This window comes from Paenibacillus sp. J22R56 (assembly GCF_056269375.1).
The window spans coordinates 17020-37498 of the sequence record NZ_JBWDNV010000017.1; the positions used below are offsets into that span (position 1 = coordinate 17020).

General features: G+C 48.5%; 23 protein-coding genes, 1 tRNA gene and 1 riboswitch. Of the genes, 14 read left to right on the plus strand and 10 right to left on the minus strand.

Going from position 1 to position 20479, the window contains the following annotated elements:
• The first annotated feature begins 78 nt into the window (after positions 1 to 78).
• Both AC0YNT_RS29645 and AC0YNT_RS29650 read left to right on the plus strand, forming a co-directional pair.
• The gene (locus AC0YNT_RS29645; RefSeq protein WP_475807797.1) at positions 79 to 654 is read left to right on the plus strand and encodes a TetR/AcrR family transcriptional regulator; all 576 of its coding nucleotides are present in this window, start codon (positions 79 to 81) and stop codon (positions 652 to 654) included.
• Between the two features lie 117 nt (positions 655 to 771).
• Positions 772 to 1497 carry an MBL fold metallo-hydrolase gene (locus tag AC0YNT_RS29650; RefSeq protein ID WP_475807798.1) on the plus strand — a complete coding sequence of 242 codons (726 nt, stop codon included), beginning with the start codon at positions 772 to 774 and terminating at the stop codon, positions 1495 to 1497.
• A 192-nt stretch (positions 1498 to 1689) separates the two neighbouring features.
• Here the strand turns inward: AC0YNT_RS29650 and AC0YNT_RS29655 are convergent.
• A tRNA-Arg gene (locus AC0YNT_RS29655) sits at positions 1690 to 1767 on the minus strand.
• Between the two features lie 284 nt (positions 1768 to 2051).
• Between AC0YNT_RS29655 and AC0YNT_RS29660 the strand changes: the two genes are divergently transcribed.
• Positions 2052 to 2243: an aspartyl-phosphate phosphatase Spo0E family protein gene (locus tag AC0YNT_RS29660; protein WP_167282964.1), complete on the plus strand. Its 192-nt coding sequence runs from the start codon at positions 2052 to 2054 to the stop codon at positions 2241 to 2243.
• Here the strand turns inward: AC0YNT_RS29660 and tadA are convergent, their stop codons facing one another.
• Positions 2244 to 2714, minus strand: a complete 471-nt coding sequence (gene tadA, locus AC0YNT_RS29665; protein WP_475807799.1) for a tRNA adenosine(34) deaminase TadA — start codon at positions 2712 to 2714, stop codon at positions 2244 to 2246.
• Positions 2715 to 2927: 213 nt separating this feature from the next.
• Between tadA and AC0YNT_RS29670 the strand changes: the two genes are divergently transcribed.
• The 3 genes from AC0YNT_RS29670 to rluF are packed head-to-tail and all read left to right on the plus strand — an operon-like array spanning position 2928 to position 6268.
• Positions 2928 to 4796 (plus strand): ATP-binding protein, encoded by a 1869-nt coding sequence (locus AC0YNT_RS29670; protein WP_475807800.1) that lies wholly within the window; start codon positions 2928 to 2930, stop codon positions 4794 to 4796.
• A gap of 17 nt (positions 4797 to 4813) precedes the next feature.
• Positions 4814 to 5560: an NAD-dependent epimerase/dehydratase family protein gene (locus AC0YNT_RS29675; RefSeq protein ID WP_475807801.1), complete on the plus strand. Its 747-nt coding sequence runs from the start codon at positions 4814 to 4816 to the stop codon at positions 5558 to 5560.
• A 6-nt stretch (positions 5561 to 5566) separates the two neighbouring features.
• Complete coding sequence (rluF, locus tag AC0YNT_RS29680; RefSeq protein WP_475807802.1) at positions 5567 to 6268, plus strand: 23S rRNA pseudouridine(2604) synthase RluF; 702 nt, start codon at positions 5567 to 5569, stop codon at positions 6266 to 6268.
• Between the two features lie 55 nt (positions 6269 to 6323).
• Here the strand turns inward: rluF and motB are convergent, their stop codons facing one another.
• Both motB and motA read right to left on the minus strand, forming a co-directional pair.
• Positions 6324 to 7148: a flagellar motor protein MotB gene (gene motB / locus AC0YNT_RS29685; RefSeq protein ID WP_475807830.1), complete on the minus strand. Its 825-nt coding sequence runs from the start codon at positions 7146 to 7148 to the stop codon at positions 6324 to 6326.
• The gene (gene motA, locus AC0YNT_RS29690) at positions 7132 to 7929 is read right to left on the minus strand and encodes a flagellar motor stator protein MotA (protein ID WP_167283042.1); all 798 of its coding nucleotides are present in this window, start codon (positions 7927 to 7929) and stop codon (positions 7132 to 7134) included. Before motA ends, motB begins: the two co-directional genes overlap by 17 nt.
• A gap of 170 nt (positions 7930 to 8099) precedes the next feature.
• Between motA and AC0YNT_RS29695 the strand changes: the two genes are divergently transcribed.
• Both AC0YNT_RS29695 and AC0YNT_RS29700 read left to right on the plus strand, forming a co-directional pair.
• A complete protein-coding gene (locus AC0YNT_RS29695) occupies positions 8100 to 8393 on the plus strand; it encodes a hypothetical protein (protein WP_441896958.1) in 294 nt (97 codons plus the stop codon).
• 24 nt (positions 8394 to 8417) lie between these two features.
• Positions 8418 to 9659, plus strand: a complete 1242-nt coding sequence (locus tag AC0YNT_RS29700) for an EAL domain-containing protein (RefSeq protein ID WP_475807803.1) — start codon at positions 8418 to 8420, stop codon at positions 9657 to 9659.
• Positions 9660 to 9664: 5 nt separating this feature from the next.
• Here AC0YNT_RS29700 and AC0YNT_RS29705 read toward each other — a convergent pair whose 3' ends face one another.
• Positions 9665 to 10183: a GNAT family N-acetyltransferase gene (locus AC0YNT_RS29705; RefSeq protein ID WP_475807804.1), complete on the minus strand. Its 519-nt coding sequence runs from the start codon at positions 10181 to 10183 to the stop codon at positions 9665 to 9667.
• A gap of 103 nt (positions 10184 to 10286) precedes the next feature.
• Between AC0YNT_RS29705 and AC0YNT_RS29710 the strand changes: the two genes are divergently transcribed.
• Positions 10287 to 11504, plus strand: a complete 1218-nt coding sequence (locus AC0YNT_RS29710) for an MFS transporter (RefSeq protein ID WP_475807805.1) — start codon at positions 10287 to 10289, stop codon at positions 11502 to 11504.
• 127 nt (positions 11505 to 11631) lie between these two features.
• Here the strand turns inward: AC0YNT_RS29710 and AC0YNT_RS29715 are convergent, their stop codons facing one another.
• The 3 genes from AC0YNT_RS29715 to AC0YNT_RS29725 all read right to left on the minus strand — a co-directional run bounded on the left by AC0YNT_RS29715 (position 11632) and on the right by AC0YNT_RS29725 (position 15450).
• Positions 11632 to 12099: a C40 family peptidase gene (locus tag AC0YNT_RS29715; RefSeq protein WP_475807806.1), complete on the minus strand. Its 468-nt coding sequence runs from the start codon at positions 12097 to 12099 to the stop codon at positions 11632 to 11634.
• A gap of 5 nt (positions 12100 to 12104) precedes the next feature.
• Positions 12105 to 12261: riboswitch (cyclic di-AMP (ydaO/yuaA leader) on the minus strand.
• A gap of 310 nt (positions 12262 to 12571) precedes the next feature.
• On the minus strand, positions 12572 to 13393 hold the full coding sequence (locus tag AC0YNT_RS29720; RefSeq protein WP_475807807.1) for a hypothetical protein: 822 nt from the start codon (positions 13391 to 13393) through the stop codon (positions 12572 to 12574).
• 50 nt (positions 13394 to 13443) lie between these two features.
• Positions 13444 to 15450, minus strand: coding sequence for a M1 family metallopeptidase (locus tag AC0YNT_RS29725; protein ID WP_475807808.1), 2007 nt, complete (start codon positions 15448 to 15450; stop codon positions 13444 to 13446).
• Between the two features lie 104 nt (positions 15451 to 15554).
• Between AC0YNT_RS29725 and AC0YNT_RS29730 the strand changes: the two genes are divergently transcribed.
• The 5 genes from AC0YNT_RS29730 to AC0YNT_RS29750 all read left to right on the plus strand — a co-directional run bounded on the left by AC0YNT_RS29730 (position 15555) and on the right by AC0YNT_RS29750 (position 19145).
• On the plus strand, positions 15555 to 16079 hold the full coding sequence (locus AC0YNT_RS29730) for a YwhD family protein (RefSeq protein WP_441896946.1): 525 nt from the start codon (positions 15555 to 15557) through the stop codon (positions 16077 to 16079).
• 61 nt (positions 16080 to 16140) lie between these two features.
• Positions 16141 to 16782: an RNA polymerase sigma factor gene (locus AC0YNT_RS29735; protein WP_475807809.1), complete on the plus strand. Its 642-nt coding sequence runs from the start codon at positions 16141 to 16143 to the stop codon at positions 16780 to 16782.
• Positions 16779 to 17333 carry a zf-HC2 domain-containing protein gene (locus tag AC0YNT_RS29740; protein ID WP_475807810.1) on the plus strand — a complete coding sequence of 185 codons (555 nt, stop codon included), beginning with the start codon at positions 16779 to 16781 and terminating at the stop codon, positions 17331 to 17333. The genes AC0YNT_RS29735 and AC0YNT_RS29740 overlap by 4 nt, the downstream gene beginning before the upstream one ends.
• A 34-nt stretch (positions 17334 to 17367) precedes the next feature.
• The gene (locus tag AC0YNT_RS29745) at positions 17368 to 18516 is read left to right on the plus strand and encodes a hypothetical protein (RefSeq protein WP_475807811.1); all 1149 of its coding nucleotides are present in this window, start codon (positions 17368 to 17370) and stop codon (positions 18514 to 18516) included.
• The gene (locus tag AC0YNT_RS29750; RefSeq protein WP_475807812.1) at positions 18513 to 19145 is read left to right on the plus strand and encodes a hypothetical protein; all 633 of its coding nucleotides are present in this window, start codon (positions 18513 to 18515) and stop codon (positions 19143 to 19145) included. Before AC0YNT_RS29745 ends, AC0YNT_RS29750 begins: the two co-directional genes overlap by 4 nt.
• A 162-nt stretch (positions 19146 to 19307) precedes the next feature.
• On the opposite strand, the gene AC0YNT_RS29755 is transcribed toward AC0YNT_RS29750, so the two are convergent.
• Together AC0YNT_RS29755 and cyoD are read right to left on the minus strand one after the other, a co-directional pair.
• A complete protein-coding gene (locus AC0YNT_RS29755; protein WP_475807813.1) occupies positions 19308 to 20036 on the minus strand; it encodes a peptidylprolyl isomerase in 729 nt (242 codons plus the stop codon).
• Positions 20037 to 20151: 115 nt separating this feature from the next.
• Entirely contained in the window at positions 20152 to 20478 is a 327-nt protein-coding gene (gene cyoD / locus AC0YNT_RS29760; protein ID WP_167282996.1) for a cytochrome o ubiquinol oxidase subunit IV, read from the minus strand.
• Between the last annotated feature and the right edge of the window lies 1 nt (position 20479).

The window sequence follows — 20479 nt, forward strand, 5'->3', positions numbered from 1 at the left end:
TATGTTTCGTATAAGCAACAATAAAGAATAATTGATGCTTTTCTCTTTAATTCCGAACAGGTAAGGAGAAGCAGTTATATGGCTAATCATGTGAATCCAAACGATCCAAGAGTGAAGAAAACACGTAAGTACTTGCAGGATGCATTTATGGAATTGCTCATAGAGAAGGACTTCCAGGACATTACGATTAACGACATAACCAGACGTGCAGACATAAATCGTGCTACCTTTTATGGACATTTTCAGGACAAATTTGAACTGCTCGATGATACGCTTGATCGCTTATTTATCCAGACCATTACGGAATGGATTCCTCCTAACCAAGGAGAAGATCCTTCATTTATTGTCCGCCATCTGATGCTGGCGCTTTGTCACTGGCATACGGAGACGGGAGTGCGAATCAACCGGCGGCGTACCTTGTCGACATTTATTGAGGAGAGAACCAAACGACAGCTGTATGAAATCATCTATCAATGTTTCGTTCTGCTTGCAGAGATAGCTGACTTGAGAGAAATTGAACTAAGAGCAACCATAGTAAGCTGGTCAATCTGCGGCATTATTTTACAGTGGCTCGACAAGAAGCAACCCGAATCCGCAGAAGAACTTGTGGAGCGGGCGCTTCCGTTGATCATGGCCACGATTGAGATCAAATAGAGGCGATGCAGGAAATGGGGAAATAGGTTAGTCAATTCGCCGAATTGACTCGAATACAAAAAGAGATCTATACTCTACTCGTATGTTTATGATCGATTTGAGTGGGAGGTAGTTAATATGCGAATTGCAGATGGAATTGAAATGTTGGAGCTTAATTTTGGACCGATGACAATCTGTCCGACGATCCTTTGGGACAAGGATGAGTGGGTATTAATTGATACGGGGATGCCTGGAACGGCACCTGTAATTATAGAACTTGCCAAGCAAGCAGGCATTGGGGAAGTGCCGCTTAGTACCATTATTCTGACACATCAGGATATTGATCATATCGGGGGGCTTCCGGCGTTTGCGGCAGGCAATCCAGCACCTGTTGTCTACGCCCATGAAGGTGATCAAGCGGTAATCAACGGAAAACAGCCGATGCTGAAGGCAACACCGGAACGCATAGCTGGTTTGCTTCAGGCACTCCCGGAGTTGGCACGCAGCCAATTCGAAGCGATGTTCCTGCAGCCGACTAGTGAAAATGTGGATCGTACGATGATAGACGGTGAGGAGCTGCCTTTTGGCGGCGGCCTAACGGTTATTCACACACCTGGCCATACACCGGGGCACGTAAGCCTCTATCATAAGCCGAGCAAGACACTGATTGCTGCAGATGCGATGGTGGTGGAGAACGGGGAACTGAAAGGCCCTAGAGAGGCGGTTACGCCGGATATGGCGTTGGCGCTTCAATCGCTAAAGAAGTTTAGAGACTTCGATATCGAGAACATTATTTGCTATCATGGTGGACTGCTCCAAGGCGATGGAAATAAGCATATAGCAGCGTTGACGGAGCGGGTATAGGACGTTAAATAAAAGACGCGCAAATAGCCTGTAGGGCTGTTTGCGCGTCCTTATTTGTGAAGCTGCTGTCAAAATCATTTTGGTTAAAGGAATAATGGTGTTAAAAGGCGGCCAACTGGCCGCCTTTTTTATCCCTTTAATCAATATAAAAAAGAACCACATAACATTATGTGGTTCTGGAAGGTCATCTTATGGCGCGCCACGGCGGGATTCGAACCCGCGACGCATAGTTTAGGAAACTATCGCTCTATCCTGCTGAGCTACGGGCGCGCAGTATGGTTTATTTTAGCATGGGAGGCTTGGAACATGCAACGCCGTCATTTCGTCTATATTTATGTCAGAAAACTTATCAACAAATATATGAACGAGCATGAAACATCTAGACGACTCACACAAAAGATGGTAATTTAGTACTGTTGGTCTATTTCATGTCGAAACATGCCTAAAAATTGTGTTTTCTTGTCGACAGGTTTTTACAAACAGTCAAATGAAGAAAGCGTATAATAATTTTAATACCACATCTACGAATATAAGGAGCGTGCCCCAAAGCGATTATGGACAAAACAGACCTGCTTATACAATTGCAATCGCTGCGGCTGAAGCTTCATGAAGTAGCAGAGGCACGCGGTAGCTTGACCGATCCTGATGTTCTGGCAATCAGCGAAGAGGCTGATCAATTAATCGTTGCTTTGCAATATATGCAGCGTAACGAAGTTGCTTGTTCTTCCGTAAGGAGAAGCGAGTAATTATTTGTGTTTATTTCTCAAATTTCTGAAGAAGTTCGTCAGCAGTGCTGCGCATTCAGCCTGCAGAATGCCGCTGGTTACTTCAGTCTCATGATTAAATCGGGGTTCCTGAAGCAAGTTCATTAATGTGCCTGCACAGCCTGCTTTAGGATCTCCCGTTCCGTATACAACCCTTTTTACCCTAGACTGGACAATGGCGCCTGCGCACATCGGACAAGGCTCCAGCGTGACATACAGTGTACAATCCAAGAGCCGCCAAGCGCCAAGGCGCTCGCAAGCCTCTCGAATAGCAACCATTTCGGCATGTGCAGTCGGATCATGGTTAATCTCCCGTAAGTTATAACCCTTTCCGACAACTTCCCCGTCTTTCACAAGGATTGCGCCGATCGGTACTTCGCCTATTTGCTCTGCTTTTTTGGCTTCCTCGATGGCGAGCTGCATCCAGGCTTGATCTTCTTGTTCACGAATCATATTTTCCTCCAATTAACGATAAAAATCGAACATTTTCGCGTTTATTCATCGAACAGATATTCTGTTGTTAACATGTAGTGGATAAAATTGTGGATAACTAAACAAATGTCCACAAAACTACACACAAACTATTCTAGGGGCATGTGGGTAAGTTGTTGATAATGTTAATAACTTGTGGATAACATCTGCCGTACATAAAGGATGTGTTGAGCCATGTCATTCAAATTCAAGTTCTCCATCTACATAATTATGATTGTTCTGGCGATGTTCATCCTTATCGTTATTTTGGACCAATATGCCGTTCTTCGCAATATGAATCGAGATATGGAGCGTCTCATGCAGCAAGCTTCTAGCCAGTTATCTGCATCCTTCGAGCAGTATCCGGACTGGTCAGAATCAGCAGAGCTTCGTTCTGACCCGGATTTTGAGCCGAATGTTATGCAGCTGCTATTAAAAAAGCTTAACCCGGATCTAGAGGAAGTAACCGTCTTCCAGCCTGATGCCACAGGTGATATGTCTGATCAGCAGGTTATCTATGGTACCTATAGCATCCGTGAAGCAAGTGATAAGTCTTATGCCTCGCAGGCGGTCAAGTCCGGCTTTGAGGTGCGGGAAATTAAGCTGGATGGCAAGGAGTATGTGAAAAGCTATTACAGCGACGAGAGTATTGCTCCATTCGTCATTGGCATGGTCTATGATTGTGAGGAATATAACCAGATCATGAGCATGAAGCGCTGGGATGCGATTACCTATGCAGGGTTCATCCTTCTTTTCGTGCTAGTGAGCAGTTATTTGTTAGCTGGATTTATGCTGCGTCCGCTGAATGCGATCTTGTGGAAGGTCAATGAAGTATCGCTTGGCCGCTTTCAGACCGCAATCAAGGTAAGGGGCAAAGATGAATTTGGACTGCTTGCGCTGAAGATTAATGCGATGTCTCAGAATCTAAGCATCTATATGGAAAAGCTGCGGCAGGCATTTGAAGATAACCGGCAGATGAAGGAGTATTTGCAGTCCTTTATCGACCATACCAGCGACGCCATCCACGTGGTAGATCTGCAAGGCAAGACGATTCAAGTGAATAAGGCTTTCGAGCAGCTGTTTGGGTTTACGTCGGAAGAAGTCTTTGGGGAAGAAATCGAACTTATACCCGATACCCACAGGGGGGAAATGCGGCTTATCCTTAATTCTTTACAGGAAGGCAAGGTGCTTCCAGCTCAAGAGACTTTCCGAATGACCAAAAGCAGTGAGGTTATCCCAGTCAGTGTAACGATATCGCCGATAAGAGACACGGAGGGTGTCATCCAGGCTTTCGCAAGTATTACCAGGGATATGAGAAGCCGTAACCGGATGGAGGAGCTGCTGCGCCGTTCAGAGAAGCTGACGACCGTTGGTCAGCTTGCGGCAGGTGTTGCCCATGAAATCCGTAACCCGCTTACGACACTGCGCGGATTCCTGCAGATCCAGCAGCATACCGGAAAGATGAATCAGGAGCATACGGGGCTCATGCTGTCGGAACTTGACCGGATTAACTTAATTGTCGGGGAGTTTCTTATTTTGGCGAAGCCGCAGGCGACAAGGTTTGCGACAAAGGATGTCAGAGACGTCTTCCGCAGCGTCTTATCGCTGATCGACAGTGAAGGCCATTTGCATAATGTAACATTCAAGACTTCTTTTACAGAAGCAGCCTGCCTTGTCTCGTGTGAAGAGAATCAGCTTAAACAGGTATTTATTAATCTGCTCAAGAATGGGATCGAGGCGATGCCATCGGGAGGAAGAATACACACTCATATCGCTTCGAAGAATGATCAGATTACAATCTCGATAACGGACGAAGGAATTGGGATTCCCGAAGACATGATTCCGAAGATCGGCAATCCTTTCTTCACCGGCAAGGAGAGCGGTACAGGGCTTGGAATGATGATCAGCCAGCGGATTATACATAGCCATCAAGGGTTGATGGAGATTAAAAGTCAGGTTAACGTAGGAACGACCATTATTATCTCGCTTCCCGCTTTGAAAGAAGACAATGGCAGCGGTATACTAGTTGAAGGATTACTGGGTCAGAACACGAACGTCGTTTGAGGGGGAATTATCCGTCAATGGACAATAATGAAGGCATGGGTACATACAGCAGCTTAATTGCAGGGGCAACGGGACTTGTTGGATCAGCACTGCTGGAGCAGCTGCTGAATGATCCGGCATGCCATTCCATTACGGTATTAGCCAGACGCCCGCTTAGCCAGGCCCAGATGGAGCCGGCTTTTAGAACGAAGCTGCGAGTCATTATTGCGGATTTCGACCGGATGTGGGAAGCGCTTGATGATGTGTCGGTGGATGTCGTGTTTTGTACGCTTGGAACGACGATCAGGACGGCAGGCTCGCAGGAAGCCTTCCGCAAGGTGGATTATGACTATCCGCTAGCCTTGGCTGAATGGGCGAAACATACAGGTGCGAAGCATTACTTGGTTATTACGTCGATGGGAGCTTCATCCTCGTCGTCCTTTTTCTATAATCGGGTAAAAGGTGAACTCGAGGAGCAGCTGGTGCAGATTCCGCTGGACTCGGTGCGTATATTTCGGCCTTCTTTATTATTAGGCGCAAGACCGTCGTTCCGCCTGGGAGAAAGAATTGGCGCAGCCGTGTTGAAGGCAGTACAATGGGGAATGATAGGCTCGCTTCGGCAGTACCGTCCAATTGCAGGAGAACATGTGGCTAAGGCCATGCGGACAGCAGCGAAGCAAGCTATGATAGAGCAAGCCAAGGAGCAGAATATGGAAGGACAGCCTGCTGTCTACACGTATTCCTCTAATCGCATAGCGGAAATGGCAGCACAGAATACGGGGTGAACATTTGTGCGTATTAATAAGTTTATTAGTGAGACAGGATATTGCTCGCGGCGTGAAGCGGATAAGCTGGTTGACAGTGGACGTGTCACGATTAACGGCGAGAAAGCAGAACTAGGAAGTCAGGCTGAGCTTGGCGATGATGTGCGGATTGACGGCAAACGAATCGGCGAGCATAAGCATCATGTGTATATTGCGCTTAACAAGCCAATTGGCATCACCAGTACGACAGAGCTGCATATTCGCGGCAACATTGTGGACTTTGTTGGTCATCAAGAACGGATCTTCCCGATCGGCCGGCTGGACAAAGATTCGGATGGGCTCATTCTGCTGACGAATGATGGAGACATTGTGAATCCGATTCTTCGTTCGGAAGGCAAGCATGAGAAGGAGTATATCGTAACGGTTGACCGATCGATTACAGCAGAGTTCGTGAACGGCATGTCGAGTGGTGTTCGAATACTTGGAAGCATGACTCTACCTTGTCAGGTAACGAGAGTAACGGACCGCGTCTTCCGGATTATTCTGACCGAAGGCCGCAACCGGCAAATTCGCCGGATGTGTGAAGCATTTGGTTATCATGTACGGAAGCTGCAGCGCGTTCGGGTTATGAATATTCAACTGGGCCAGCTGCCAATCGGCAAATGGCGTGATCTAACGGAAGCAGAGAAAGCAGAGCTGTTCCATACGCTGGATTACAAGCCTTCTTAGGCTGCATATCCAAATGAAAATCCCCTGATCGAAATCGGTCAGGGGATTTTTCTCATCATTGTTTAGGTGTAGCAGGGACTTGCTGAACATTCGTGGCATCGACATATTTCCGGATAATCGATACTTCAACACGGCGGTTTTTGGCGCGTCCAGCGGTTGTATCGTTGGATGCCACCGGCCGGTACTCGCCATATCCAATGGCGCTGAATCGCTCCGGCTTCAGCTTGTTATTCTTGAGAAGTACATCCATGAACCGGATCGCTCGTGAAGAGCTGAGATCCCAGTTGGACTTGAAGGACTGCGTCCGAATCGGCTGATTATCAGTGTGGCCCGATACAATAATCTCATAGCCGATATAAGGCTCGAGCATCTTGGAGATGGCCGCTGCGAGCTCAATCGAATCCGATTTGAGGGCATCGCTGCCAGATGCAAATAACGCATTATCGCTGATGGTAATCATCAGTTGTGATTGATTCAGCTTTGTCTCCAGATCGGAGGAAAGGCCGTTTTTCTTAATATATTGATCGAGCTGCTTCTTCAGCTTTTCCAGGTCTTCCTGCTCTTTCTTCATCAGCTCTTGAAGATTCGATTCACTGTCATTTTCTTTACTCTCTGTATTGGTCTTCTTCGCATCATCAATTTTCTGCTGGGGCTGCTCTCCCGACTTAATAATCGCCGGGTTGTCCAGAATGCCGGCTCCTGAATTAAAGGCCGCGCTGAAGGCCTCGCTCATTTGCTCGAATTTTCTGGCGTCCGTGGAGCTGGCCGCATACAATACGATAAATAGCGCAAGGAGTAGTGTTAGTAAATCGGCATATGGGATAAGCCATGACTCGTCGATATGTTCTTCATGGTCGTCGTGCTTACGCTTTTTCACCAGCGCCAGCCTCCTTCTCCCTCATTGCCGCCCGTTCCGTTGGGGTGAGGAATACAGACAGCTTCTGATTAATCGCAATTGTTGATACGCCGGATTGGATGGACAGCAGACCTTCAACCATCATCAAGCGAAGCTGAACTTCTTTCTTGGATAGACGTTTCAATTTGTTCGCGATTGGATGCCAGAGCACATAACCGGTGAAGATACCAAGCAGAGTTGCGATAAAGGCACCTGCAATGGAATGAGCGAGAGTCTCCATGTCATCCATATGTCCAAGTGCACCAATCAGACCAACTACGGCACCTAGTACACCAAGTGTAGGAGCGTACGTACCAGCTTGCGTGAAGATCAACGCGCCAGCTTTGTGACGGTCTTCCGTTGCGGAGATATCTTCAAGCAGAACATCGCGGACAAAGTCCTGATCGTTGCCGTCAATAATCATACGCATGCCGTTACGGAGGAAAGTATCCTCAATATCGTCGACCCTTGCTTCCAAAGCAAGAAGACCTTCACGGCGTGTGATGGATGCCCATTCCATAAAGTTCTCGATGAGCTGCTCGCGCGGCATTAGCTGCTGCTCTTTAATAACAATTTTGAATAGTTTTCCAACCTTGGACAGCTCCGACATCGGGAAGGCAATCATAATAGCGGCAATGGTCCCGAGGACGATAATCATATAAGCGGCGGGATTTAACAGATTGCTTAGAGCGGCACCCTTCAGCGTCATGCCGACCAGTACCGCAACAAGTCCTAATACTATACCGATAATTGTAGAATTCTTCATCATGCACCCCGTCCAGTACGTTTTCGACAAATCTCTAGTTCTTATATCGACAAGTTATCGTATGGAAATTAGACTTTCAGAAATGATTTAAGAGAGAAGGCGTTAATTTTCGTTAAAATGCGGTAAAATGAATGTATAGCAGATAAATTTGGTAAAGGTGGTTAACAGCAATGGGCGTTAGGCACGCAAGGGAATATGCAGATATATTGAAAGAGCTGACGGAAGCCGTCGGCGAAGTGGAAGGCAGCTATACCTTTTTCGAGATGGAAGAAGAAGAGTGGGCCGCACTTGGTGATGATGACCGTCATGAAGTAATGGAGGCGCTTGCGGACGATGTGTTCTTCGGTCTTGGAGAACAGCCGATGATCGAGGTTGGCAAAGGATCAATTACGTACCATCCGAAGCATCATGTCATTGAAGTGTCCCAAGGAGATAACGTGACGCGCATGATTCGTTTGACATAAAGGTAGTAAAGGGAGAGCGTGAGCGTGACGAACGACTGCTTATCAAATACGACGATACCGCAGACATTAGAGCTCGAGGGCGAGCAGCTGTCTGCCTTCTATCAGCCGATCATCGCGCTTGATACGAGAAAAGTAGTTGGCTATGAGGTGCTTGGAAGAGCCTGCAAGGATGATGCTGTCCGCAGCTTGGGTCCGTTTTTTTGTGATCCAACGATTCCGTTAGAGGATCATATTGCAGTGGACCGCATTTTACGCGAGCAGGCTTTCCAGAAAATCGCGGCAACGGACCAGCCTCCAATGCTGTTTATTAATTTAAAGCCAAACTGGATGCATCACGGTATGCAATCCGGGGAGCTCTATACCCTCTCTCTGCTCGACAAATACCAGATCGACCCGAGCAGAGTTGTCATTGAGATTACCGAAGAAAGCTTTAATGGCGAGATGGAGGAGCTGCGCGAGGTTATTGATATGTACCGTGCTAAGGGCTGTCTTATCGCAATTGATGATGTAGGCAGCGGCTTTAGCGGCATAGATCGGATTGCGCTCATTCAACCGAATATCCTGAAAATCGACATGCATATGCTGAAACGAAGTGCGAACCACGACGGTTATCTTGGTACATTGCGCTCCTTCTCGGCGCTCGCTGATCAGCTTGGCGCATCGCTGCTTGCGGAAGGTGTCGAGACTAGGCAGGATCTGGCGAGAGCGATGCAGGCAGGTGTCCGGTATGTTCAGGGCTTTTTGTTTGCAAAGGCAGAGCCGGATTTCGAGCAGCCGTTTCGGTTTGCTTCTTTATTAGAAGAAGAGCTGGAGGCACATCGGCAGCTGCAGCTCTATTCGGAGAATTATTGGCGGTATTTGTCGGACAGGCTGGCAGGCAGGGTTGACCGGATTGGTCATCTGGAGGAGCTGGAAGAAGAAGATAACGAATGGATCGTCAGACTACTGCAGGAGCTGGACAGTAACTGTATCCGTGTCTACCTGTGCCGAGATGACGGCATTCAAATTTCGTCCAACTATTCCAGAAGGCCAGTTGATGGAAGCTGGCGGCGGGAGGATGAATATTGCGGAGCGAACTGGAGCTGGCGCCCGTATTTTGTTCCCAATGTGGTACAGCTTAGCGAGAAACGTCGTTCTATGGTATCACGAGCCTATACCGACCTCGATTCGAGAGCATGGATCAGAACCGTATCGGTATTGGCTAAACCCGGCATTATTTTATTTGTGGATATGAAAGATCCTGAGCCTGACTATTATCGCTTATAGGGATATTAAGGGGAGGACTGGTACACCATACAATGGAACTCTGCTGGTCCTTCCGGCGTCTGTCTTACATAAGTATCGTCAACAATGAAACCTGCTCGTTCATAGGTTCTAATCGCTCGAACATTCCAGGTTAGCACCTCAAGATCAATACTGTTCTTGGGAGCTCTATGAATGGCTTCAGTGGTAATCAATCGGGTGAAGTCCGTTCCTATACCTCTGCCACATAGGGCAGGGTGCAATCCAAGCCCGAGGCGTGTTACACCAACAATGGGGAAAAATTGTGCAAAACCAATGAGCTCCTGTCTGCGATTCAAGACGGCAGCATATTGCATGCGCCGCAGGACTGGATCGCCGAATTCGATTTCGTCCTGCTGCATGATGTCCCAGGAAGGCCAGTGGTATAGGTCATACGGCGATTCGTATTGCCATTCACAGATTTGTTTGGCATGCTCCATTTCCATTGGCTGGATAGTCATGTCCACCAAGGATCGTTTATAATAAAGCTCATCGGAAAAATTAGTCATTTGTATACCCTCAACATGAATCAATAAGTTTTTTTCCATTATAACATTCACTTATCGACTTCATTCGGATTTGGCTGAAGGATATCTAAGGAGAACTTTTACGATGCGCAAATTAATAGCACTTGGCTGTTTGTCTTATCTCGTCATTGGATTAGCTCATGTCGTGGGCGGCTCGGTCATGGAGCAGATGCTCGATAAGTACGACTTGTCTTATGATGACGGCGGGCAATGGATGATGAATCAGTTTCTTGGTTTTTTGGTGGGTGTCTTGCTCTCTCCATTTATTACGTCAAAGGTTGGCAAAAGAGGGGGAGTACTCCTCTCATTAGGGCTTCTGACCCTTGGTGAAGCAGCCTACAGTCTGACTCCCGATTCGTGGGGGCTGATGCTGTTTATCGCCTTGTTCGCAGGCTTTGGATTTGGGATGACGGAATCCGTTATCGGAGCAATGGTCATTGAATTGGCAGAGGAGAACGGGAAAGCTAATGCGATGACCCAGCTGGAAACGTTCTTTGGTATCGGAGCCTTCTTAATGCCGACCATGGCAAGTATATTGATCAAATATGATATTTGGCAGGTATCCTTCCCAATTCTATCTGCTCTTGCCGGCATAACCTTTATCTTATGGATGACGCTATCATTTGGATCGATAGATGACAAGATTGGTTATCATGGCAGAGCCAACAAGGAACATGTAGAGCGGGAAACCAGTGCACCGCGAACAAAAGGATGGTTTGGTTATAAGAGAGCAGCCCTTCCGTTCTTGCTGCTTTCTGCGTTGTTCTTCGTCATCTATGTTGGGGTGGAGATGAGCTTTTCCAACTATCTGCCGTCTATTATGATTGAGCGGTCCGGCATGACAGAGGCGAGCGCGCCTTCCACGTTAAGCCTATTCTGGGGCACGATGATTCTTGGCCGACTATTCGCTGGACGTCTGGCAGATCGTGTCGGCTACTTCCGATACCTGTTTGTCGCCATTGCAGGAGCCTGTATTATCATTCTTGCGATGGGAGCGGTCGGCCAGTTAAGCGGCATGCTGGTCCTTGTCGGATTAAGTGGATTGTTCTTCTCCGGTGTATTCGGCATTGCACTTGTATTTGCGAATGGACTTATTCCAGGCATGACAGAGCGGACGACCAGCCTGCTTGTTGCTTGCGGCGGGATAGGCGGTGCGATCTTCCCGAAATTGACGGGATGGATGATGGACAGCTATGGTGCAGACCGTACGGTCTGGATTCTCGGAGCGTTTATTATAGCGATGTTTGTCGTCTTGCTTGCGATGCTGGCGTTAGGCAGGCGGCAGGCGACGGCAGTGTCCTAACAACCTAATCCGAATAGCAACAAACAAACAATAAAGCCGCAAGCGGTTTGTCCAGTTGGACAAGCAGCATGCGGCTTTATTGTAGGAATTTTGCCTGCCGCTTCAATTGAAGCGGGCCCGCTCAATTCTATTGTTCGTCGGCATATTTGGTGAAAGTAGTAGGGTCCATGACACGTCGAGCAGTCACATACCGATTTACATAATAGGAGTCGCTGAGATTGCTGATCGTAACGCCCTTGCTGGACGAAGCGTGAGCAAACTGGCCATCTCCTACATAAATGCCGACATGAGATACACCACGACCGTTCGTGTTGAAGAACACGAGATCTCCGGCGATCAGATCACTCTTGGCGATCTTCTTACCTGTTTGTGCTTGCGAAGCGGATGTACGAGGAAGATCAACGCCCATTTTCTCGAATACAAACGAAGAAAAACCAGAGCAGTCGAATCCTTTCGATGATGTTCCGCCTGCAACGTACGGCGTGCCAATTAAATCACTGACAATGCCGTCCATTTTGGAGTCTGCGAAAACGCTTCCAGCTTGGAAAGCCAGCATTAGCGCAAGCCCAAGAATAAGTGCAGTAACCTTTTTCAAAACGGTGAAACTCCTTCCAATGCCGACGAGGTTAGCTGTGGGGTTCGGTTGAAGGATCCCTATGACTTCTCAGGCGCCGATCTTCATAATCGGACGTCGAAGTCAATTCACCCAGAGGTGGTTCCCCCGTTTCCAGTACAAGGAATTTGGCAGTGTAAATTATGTACTTGGTAACTATTCGGTAATTTTCGCTTATCTCCTCCCCAATCTGGCAAATTCTAATAATTCTCATGGAACCTTTTGGCTAATCTAAGCGGAAAAATGGGGATCTTGCGGTTGGCCGCATCTTTATAGGACGCACAGACTAGCAGATTAGCACTATTCCGATTTACTAACTCTTTACTATGTGTTTTTTCTAGCAAATATGTTGATTTATTTGGAGAATGAAAGACAAGCCTTCCCGAAAAAACGCGAAAAACCCGCGCTACGACTAGGTCGCAGGGCGGGCTGCCTCTATAATTATGAGAAAATTTTAAACTTCTTTTGATCTCAAAATGTCGTATTGGGAGGCTAGAGTCCATACTTTCATCAAGGTACGGACAAGATGGTAACCCTGATGGACAATCAGGGCAATGAATCCGGCCCATACAAGAGAAAAGCTTGTGACAAACAATCCAATTCCCGAACCAATAGCCCACATTAAGAGTGATAAGCCGGCGAAAGGCAGCAGATGCTTGATCGCAACACCAAGCGATTGGAAAATGCCGCCGCCTTTCTCACTTGTAGCGCCAAATTGCATGGCGAGGAAGAGGAGATGGAGCAGGATACCCCAAATCAACCAGCCTCCCGCAGCGGGAAGCAGCTGCTGCAGGAGATCTCCGATTGAACGACTGTGAAGTAATGCATCCAGTCCCCTAGGTGCCAGCCACCATGCAGGAGCAAGGGCGAGTAACGTCTCGATCCAGTAAAGCAGCGTTACAGGCTTCCATGCTTTTCGAATGCCCTGAAGGAACTGTGTACCTCCGGATTCTGAGGCATGCTGCAGAGAGTATAACAGTCCTGCGTTAAACAAAGGGGAGAGGAGCATCCTTGCTGCGAATAAGCCGCCAAGCAGCCATAAGTATGGGGTAAGCAAATCCGTCTTCATGATCTGGAATTGAGCTTCACTCATAAATAGCTGAATCGCTGAATTCGCAGGGGAGTGATCCGGGAATCGCTGCAGCAGCGGCGAGACAACCGAATCGATAAACCGGTACAGGAAGAACCCCCACAGCAGCTGGTATAGGAACAGCAGTATGACAATATAGAAGTGCTTGATCGCGAGCCGCCAGCCTTGCATCATATGATTTTTCATTGCAAACCTCCTTAAAAGAATTGTGAAGCAATTCTACTTCGAAAGCATGCCTACCAGCCCAGTAATCCGAGCAGTCCCTGGATAACGTTAGAGGCGCCAAGACTCCAGCGCGTACGTGTAACTTCCGATAAGTCCGCCTTCAAATAATCGTTAATATGTTTGTTGTCGAGCACGTTTGTATGCTGTGGATCAATCGCCACCCATTCAAGCGGGGAGCTATGGACCACTTTGTATTGGATTTGAGAGTCTTCCGGATCCCAAGTCTTCGGAATGGTTGTGCCGTCCTTGAACTTCAGAACTACCGGAATCGGCCCGTTGTAGCCGCCATTACGCTGGATAAGCACCACTGATTCGTACATGGGCGCTCCATCCTGTTCAACGGGTCGTACATTAATAGATTCTACTGAAATGTCTGCCATCTGATTGTTGTAGACATATTGGTCGAAGTAATTGGTCCATTTCTGCTTCGTGACCATTTCGACAACCCGCTGGAAGTCAGCGCTTGAGGGATGCTTGAACTTAAACTTTTGGAAATAAGTGCGCATGATCTTCTGCATCATTTTTTCGCCAACCTGGTTCTCAATGCCGATAAGTACGAGCTTCGCCCGCATATACACATTCTCCGCATAGACGTTATTGCTCGGATAAGCCCAGGAAGGCTGCTTCAGAGGAGCGGGAGCGGTCATGTAGCTGGCTTCCAGAGGCAGATTCGCTTCAACACCATATTCGCTAGCCATCACTTTATCCTCTGCATAAGAAGTGAAGCCTTCATCGAGCCATGCTTCTTCGAATTCATTCGAGGCAACCATACCGTACCAATATTGATGACCAACCTCGTGAATGACCGTTCTCTCAAGGCTGTAGCCAGGATTACTCGTCTCTGCTGCGAAAGCAGTCACAAGCGTTGGATACTCCATCCCTCCGGAGCCATTCGCCCCTTTAGGTGGGACAACAATGGATAGGGTGGAATACGGATACTCGCCATACCATTGTCCATACTTAGAAAGCGCGGATTTAGCCGCATGCATATAACGGTCCTTCAGCTCTGCATGCGCGGGATCGAGATACAGCTTGATCCGGACACCCGGTATACCCGGCCCAGATAAGGTATCTTCAAAGTAGATAAAATCCGGAGAAGCAGACCAGGCAAAGTCATGGACATCATCGGCGTAGAACTGATAGATCGCTTTGCTGTCCTTTTTCTCCACGGCTTTGGTCTGGAAGCCTGTAGCTGCAACAATGTAGGAATCCGGTACTTGAATACGAACGGAGTAAATACCGAAGTCGCTGTAAAACTCGGAGTTGCCATGATACTGGTGAATGTTCCAGCCTTCCGATGTCCGGCCTCTTGTACCCGCTGTCTCATAAACGGCCAGCTTAGGGAACCATTGTCCTGCCATCACATAGTTGCCGGAGTAGCCCATACGGGCGAATACTTCTGGGAGCTTCACTTCAAAGCTCATCTGTAAGGTGACGGACTTGCCTGGCGCTACTGGTGCGGGAAGTTTAAGCTTGGCCAGCGTGAAGTCGTTCGGATTGTTGTCATCTGGTTGTACATAATGCAGCCGTGGAAGCAGGCTTTCCCCTTCCGTCGTTTCCAGTGTCTGCAGCTTCATATAGCCCTGACTGGCTTCTGTTGCCTTGTCCGAGCGCAGCTTGCCGCCAGACTCCTGCATAAACGTGGTTTTGTCCGACATGAAGGCATTCGGATAGAGATGGAAGTATAGCTCGGACACCGTTTTTTTGCCTGGGTTGGTCCAGGTAACGGTCTGCTGTCCGTCTAAGTACCGAATATCATCGCGAAGCGCAACGTTGATATGGTACTCGGTGACCCTTTTGCTAAGAGCCTGCGGCTTAGGCGCTACCTGGTCAGGTTGGGACGAGGCAGGCGGCTTGGCCGATTTTGGTGCAGAATCGGTCGCTGCTTTGGCGGCGGGGGCAAATGCATAAGTATATTGAGATTGCCAAGCGCGGCCGAAGCCCTGCTGGATAGAGAGGCCGAGCAGGACGGCGGTAAGCGTAAACAAGAGCAAACGTTTGACGTAGCGTGGAGACATGATACATTTCCCTCCCGTTGACAAGCATCTACAGCATGTATATGTTTGCTTTTCGCGGATTATTAGCTAAAATGGAATTATTGTACGGGGAAGGTGGAAGAGCTATGACAGAGCAGCAAGGACAGCCGGAACAACCGGAAAAGAAAGAAAAGAAGTCGCTCGCGCTTAACGTAGTGAGCAACAAACAACATAAAGGCTTTGGAGCCGGAACGATAGATTTAAGTGCAGTATCTTGTGTCATCATTGATGGAGGCGTTGCTTATATCGATGACGGCGCGATGCATGCGAAGAGTAAGGTGGAGCGGGGTATCAAGTTCACTCCGAACAAAGAAGACTGCCCGAACGGCCGGAAGTGCTGGATCGTATGGACAGCTGTAGAGCGTAATGAAGCAGGTGCTACTTATTATGCAGGGGCAACAGCTTGTGAGATGTGGGTCGATACAGAAGCACGCCGCGGGTGGAAAATTCTCGCTGACCACGTGAACAAGCTTGATGCGGCAATTAAGCGTAAGTACAAGCTTGAGGAGCTTGATGCAGAAGAGAAAGCGGCTTTCCGTAAGCTCTTGATCGAGCATAACGAAGAATGGTGGAACAACTCGCCGGAATCGCTTAAGGAAGCACTGGCTTAGAAGGAACGTCATAAAACCGGGGGTCGTAAGGCTGGATGCCAAGCGAATCTCCGGTTTTTTTATGGGAAAAAATAATATTTTCGCAGAAGTGCAGGGGAGGGCGGTTAGACCGTCGTCTATTCTATCGGGAAGGGAGGAGAGCGAGATTCAAGACGAACAATGGATCACGGCCATCAAGAACGGCGGTCCTGAGGCGTTTCAATCATTTGTCGACGAATATGGGCCATATCTGTATCGAACCGTGTATGCGGTCATCCGTTCGCCGCATGATGCGGAGGACGTGACGCAAGAAGCGCTGTTGCAAATCTATCGCTCCCTCCCGGAGTTCCGAATGGACGGCCTCAAGACGTGGATTACCCGGATAGCCGTCAATAAGGCGATTGATTGGAAAAGAAGCCGAATGCGAAAGCCTGAAGAGCTAATGGAAAGTATAACTGGGCTGGAAGCAGAGGGCATAATGACGGAACTTGGACTACCTGTTGAAGCTTCTGTTATGGAACGTGAAGAGCAGCGCCATGTGCGAGAGCAGGTGGAGCAGCTGCCTGATAACTATCGTGAAGTCGTAACCGCTTATTATATGGAGAACAAATCGTATGAAGAGATTGCTGCACAGACCGGCCTGGAGAAAAAAAGCGTAGAGTCGAGGCTTTACCGGGCGCGTAACTGGATTAAGCGGCACTGGCGAAAGGAGGATTTCGAATGAGCATGGAACAATCGTTCGGATTACATCTTAGGGCAGCGGATCTGGAAGCTTATGTCCGCAATGAACTGACTGAGCAGGAGCGGGATGGGGTCGAGCTGCACATCGCGGCATGTGAGCCATGCCTCATGCTGTTAATGTCAGCGGTAGAGGCGGAAGAAGCCGAAGGGTCTGGAGCCGCAGAGGCAGGGGATACATCGAAAACAACAGTAGATGTCCCCGATATGAAGAAGCTTGGGAAGCGGGTCATCGATATTCTGTTTGCAGAAGCGGCGAGGAAGAAGCCTATTATGCGTGCAGAGCCTGCCCGCCGCCAGTCGCTGCTGCAGCGTCCGGCGATTCACTTTACGGCTGCCGCAGCCATTACGCTGCTACTGCTGGGTACAGGGACGTTCAGCGGTATTTCTGCGAAGCTTGGTGAGCTTGACTCCCATTCTGTTCCTGTCGAGCAGACGATTGAGAAGGAGCAGCCGCAAGGACCAACCTGGTCAGACCAGATGGTCAATCGTACATCTTCGTGGTTCGATAAGCTTGAGAAGGACCGCTTCAAATAAGTAGGTATATATAATGAAAGAGAGGAAAGACGAAATGTCAAAAAATCCGGTTGTCGCTTTATTGTTGTCTGTTATTCCAGGCGTCGGGCATGCCTACTTGGGGCGGCCGTTCCGCTGCCTGCTATATGGAGGGGCTTTCTTTGGTTCCTTAATGTTTTTATTCCTAGCTGTACAATCCGGAGATGGGGGGGACATAGGCATCTTCTTCCTCTTCACTGCCGCTCTCAGCTGGCTTATTAATATGGTTGATATGGTCGTGACGCTGCTGTCATCTAAGCCTCCCGCTGGACCGTACACCGAACGGGGAGATATCCCGTTTGACCCTGGATATATCGCATTCGAGCAGCAGCGGGAGAAGACAAGTACAGTACTGCTGTCCCTCATTCCGGGACTTGGTCATATGTCACTTGGCCTGATGCAGCGTGGCATCACATTCCTAGTCGCTTTCCTAGGGCTGTTCGCGATCGTTATCTTTATTGGCGTCGTTACCAACACCAGTGCTTTCCTCATCTTCTTATTAGGACTGCCAGTTATATGGATCTACAGCATCTTTGACGCGATTCAACAGCTTCACCGGAAGCAGCGCGGCGAAGAGCTTAACGATCGTCCATTGTTCGAGGAAATCGAGAACCATATGGGCACTGGGAAGAAAAACAAGGTGCTTGCCGCTATTCTGTCGTTGTTCCCAGGAGCGGGTCATCTGTATCTCGGATTGCAAAAACGTGGCCTGCAGCTAATGGGCGGCTTCCTGATTGCTATTTATTTAATGGATTCGCTGCGATTGTCGATCTTCCTATTCCTGATGCCGCTGCTCTGGTTCTATGCATTCTTCGATTCGATGCAGCAAATGTCACGTTATGAACGTGGTGAGCTTAATGATCAAGCGGTTGTGGCGCAGCTTGCTCCGTATCAGAAGTGGATTGGCATTGGCCTGCTCGTACTTGGCATTTATTATTTGGGTGATCGGGTGATGGGTAACTATATCTCACAAACCTGGCCAGACATCTATGCGGAATATGTAAAGCTTAAGTACAACCTGCCAACGGCAATTGTCGCTTTCCTGATGATCGCCCTTGGCTTCCGGCTCGTATTTGGCGGCGGCAGCGGCAGCAGGTCTTATACAGCTCCTGAGCCTCTTCCTCAACATCCTTCGGAGTTTACAGAGAAGGAGGGGGAACGATGAGAGAATGGCGCGTAGGCTCATTATCGATGGGAATCACCCTGCTCCTGATCGGAATATCCATTGCTATATCGATCTGGAGTGGAACGGATGCCCTTCGTATGCTGCTGTGGGTGACGCCCGTCGTCTTCATTTTACTAGGAGCGGAGCTCTTGATTCACTTGAAGCTTGCAGGGAAGAAGCAGCCGGTTATGCGGTACGATTGGATGAGTATGTTCTATGTGGCGGTAATTGGGGGCGGCAGTTTAATGATGGCGGCCTTTTCTTCAACTGGACTGCTCGATGAAGTGCGTGATCAGCTGCAAATGACGGAGCGTACAGCAATTGTACAGTCAGAGCCCGTAACCGTGCCGGCAGGCGTGAAGAAGATCGTGGTACAGTCGCTTCGTCCAATTCAGCTGGACCAAGGAGAAAGCCGCGCTGTTCAGCTGCTTGGACAGGTGCAGTACTGGTCACCAAAGCCGCTGAAGCAGCCGGAACAGATGGTTGCAACGAATATGGTGGGCAGCACGATGTATGTGCTTATTAATGGCTTTGAGCATAAGGATGGGGCGATTGGTTCGGAGAATATTAATCAGGAGCTGACCCTTGTTCTCCCGCAGGAGATTGAGGTCGAGAAGCGGGGCTTCTAATATAAAAAAGGCAGTTCACTCAACTTGAGGGAACTGCCTTTTTTGAATTTCCACAATAGAATTTATAAGTTTCGAGAAACTGAAAACTGAAATTCTATTTGGCGATAAAGCCAACCTCTAAACGCGGTCGCCCACCTTAGAGACGCTTCGATAGTGGTTTTCTTACTTTACTTTTTCAGGCTCTGCGAATGTCAGGCCTTTCAAATCTACGGTTGCCTTCTTGATTGCCATTGGTTTAACAGGAGTGGAACCTTCTCCTGTTTTCAATGTTTCTTGATTTACGATTTCATCAACCGTTTCCATGCCTTCAATTACTTCGCCAAATGCCGCATATTCGCCGTCCAGCGATGGCGCATCCGCAACCATAACGAAGAATTGGGAGCCGCCGGAATCAGGATCACCTGAACGGGCCATCGAAATGACGCCACGTGTGTGCAGCAGATCGTTTTGGAATCCATTGCCAGTGAACTCGCCTTTAATGGCATAGCCAGGACCGCCCATTCCTGTGCCCTCAGGATCGCCGCCCTGAATCATGAAGCCTGGGATGACGCGGTGGAAGATCGTGCCGTCATAAAAGCCCTTTTGCACGAGTGATACAAAGTTGTTGACCGTATTAGGAGCGATTTCTGGATATAGCTCGACTTTAAACGTTTTGCCGTTATCCATCTCAACTGTTACAACCGGATGCTTCTCGGAGCCTAGCAGCTTGTCCGGCTTAGGAGCTTTCGTTGCTTCAGGAGTTGGCGTAGCTGTCGCATTAGATGCGTTGGAGCCACTGGTGTTGTTCGTATTTGTGCTTGTTTTGCTGCCGCCGCCGCAGCCGGCGATAACAACAAGTACTGCTGCAGTGAGCAGTACGAGCAGCGGCAGGCGCATATTTCGTTTCAACATCGTAAGAATGCCTCCTCAAGGGTAGTTGTACTAAAGAATATCATAACATAGCGGTCAAAATGAAAAAAAGCCCAGGCGCTTCTCGGAAGGAGAAGACCCGGGCTTTGTACGACAATCAACCTACTGCGTTGTAAGTCATAATCCAGATCGACCCTGCAATAATGGTGACCAGAATGACAAGACCAAAGATCAAAGCCATTACATTGTAGCGAGGTTTCTTATCTTCGCGCAGATGCATGAAGAAGAAGAGCTGGATAACGAATTGCAGAACGGCCATGATCAGAATGAAGATGATCGTAGGCGTTTTGTCCATCATGTCGTTCATTACAACAACGATCGGCAGAATAGTAAGCACAATCGAGAGTACAAAACCAATGACGTAGGATTTCAAAGAGCCGTGGGACTCATGTTCGTCATGTGCATGCGAATTATGGTTGGCCATC

Coding starts and splice junctions, on each gene's coding strand:
- tadA (WP_475807799.1), bottom strand. CDS start 2,714: ATGATTCGTGAACAAGAAGATCAAGCCTGGATGCAGCTCGCCATCGAG.
- AC0YNT_RS29720 (WP_475807807.1), bottom strand. CDS start 13,393: ATGAAAAATCATATGATGCAAGGCTGGCGGCTCGCGATCAAGCACTTC.
- AC0YNT_RS29725 (WP_475807808.1), bottom strand. CDS start 15,450: ATGTCTCCACGCTACGTCAAACGTTTGCTCTTGTTTACGCTTACCGCC.
- AC0YNT_RS29750 (WP_475807812.1), top strand. CDS start 18,513: ATGAGAGAATGGCGCGTAGGCTCATTATCGATGGGAATCACCCTGCTC.
- cyoD (WP_167282996.1), bottom strand. CDS start 20,478: ATGGCCAACCATAATTCGCATGCACATGACGAACATGAGTCCCACGGC.
- AC0YNT_RS29645 (WP_475807797.1), top strand. CDS start 79: ATGGCTAATCATGTGAATCCAAACGATCCAAGAGTGAAGAAAACACGT.
- AC0YNT_RS29650 (WP_475807798.1), top strand. CDS start 772: ATGCGAATTGCAGATGGAATTGAAATGTTGGAGCTTAATTTTGGACCG.
- AC0YNT_RS29675 (WP_475807801.1), top strand. CDS start 4,814: ATGGACAATAATGAAGGCATGGGTACATACAGCAGCTTAATTGCAGGG.
- AC0YNT_RS29745 (WP_475807811.1), top strand. CDS start 17,368: ATGTCAAAAAATCCGGTTGTCGCTTTATTGTTGTCTGTTATTCCAGGC.
- AC0YNT_RS29710 (WP_475807805.1), top strand. CDS start 10,287: ATGCGCAAATTAATAGCACTTGGCTGTTTGTCTTATCTCGTCATTGGA.
- AC0YNT_RS29740 (WP_475807810.1), top strand. CDS start 16,779: ATGAGCATGGAACAATCGTTCGGATTACATCTTAGGGCAGCGGATCTG.
- AC0YNT_RS29735 (WP_475807809.1), top strand. CDS start 16,141: ATGGGAAAAAATAATATTTTCGCAGAAGTGCAGGGGAGGGCGGTTAGA.
- AC0YNT_RS29660 (WP_167282964.1), top strand. CDS start 2,052: ATGGACAAAACAGACCTGCTTATACAATTGCAATCGCTGCGGCTGAAG.
- AC0YNT_RS29705 (WP_475807804.1), bottom strand. CDS start 10,183: ATGACTAATTTTTCCGATGAGCTTTATTATAAACGATCCTTGGTGGAC.
- AC0YNT_RS29755 (WP_475807813.1), bottom strand. CDS start 20,036: ATGTTGAAACGAAATATGCGCCTGCCGCTGCTCGTACTGCTCACTGCA.
- AC0YNT_RS29730 (WP_441896946.1), top strand. CDS start 15,555: ATGACAGAGCAGCAAGGACAGCCGGAACAACCGGAAAAGAAAGAAAAG.
- AC0YNT_RS29670 (WP_475807800.1), top strand. CDS start 2,928: ATGTCATTCAAATTCAAGTTCTCCATCTACATAATTATGATTGTTCTG.
- motA (WP_167283042.1), bottom strand. CDS start 7,929: ATGAAGAATTCTACAATTATCGGTATAGTATTAGGACTTGTTGCGGTA.
- AC0YNT_RS29695 (WP_441896958.1), top strand. CDS start 8,100: ATGGGCGTTAGGCACGCAAGGGAATATGCAGATATATTGAAAGAGCTG.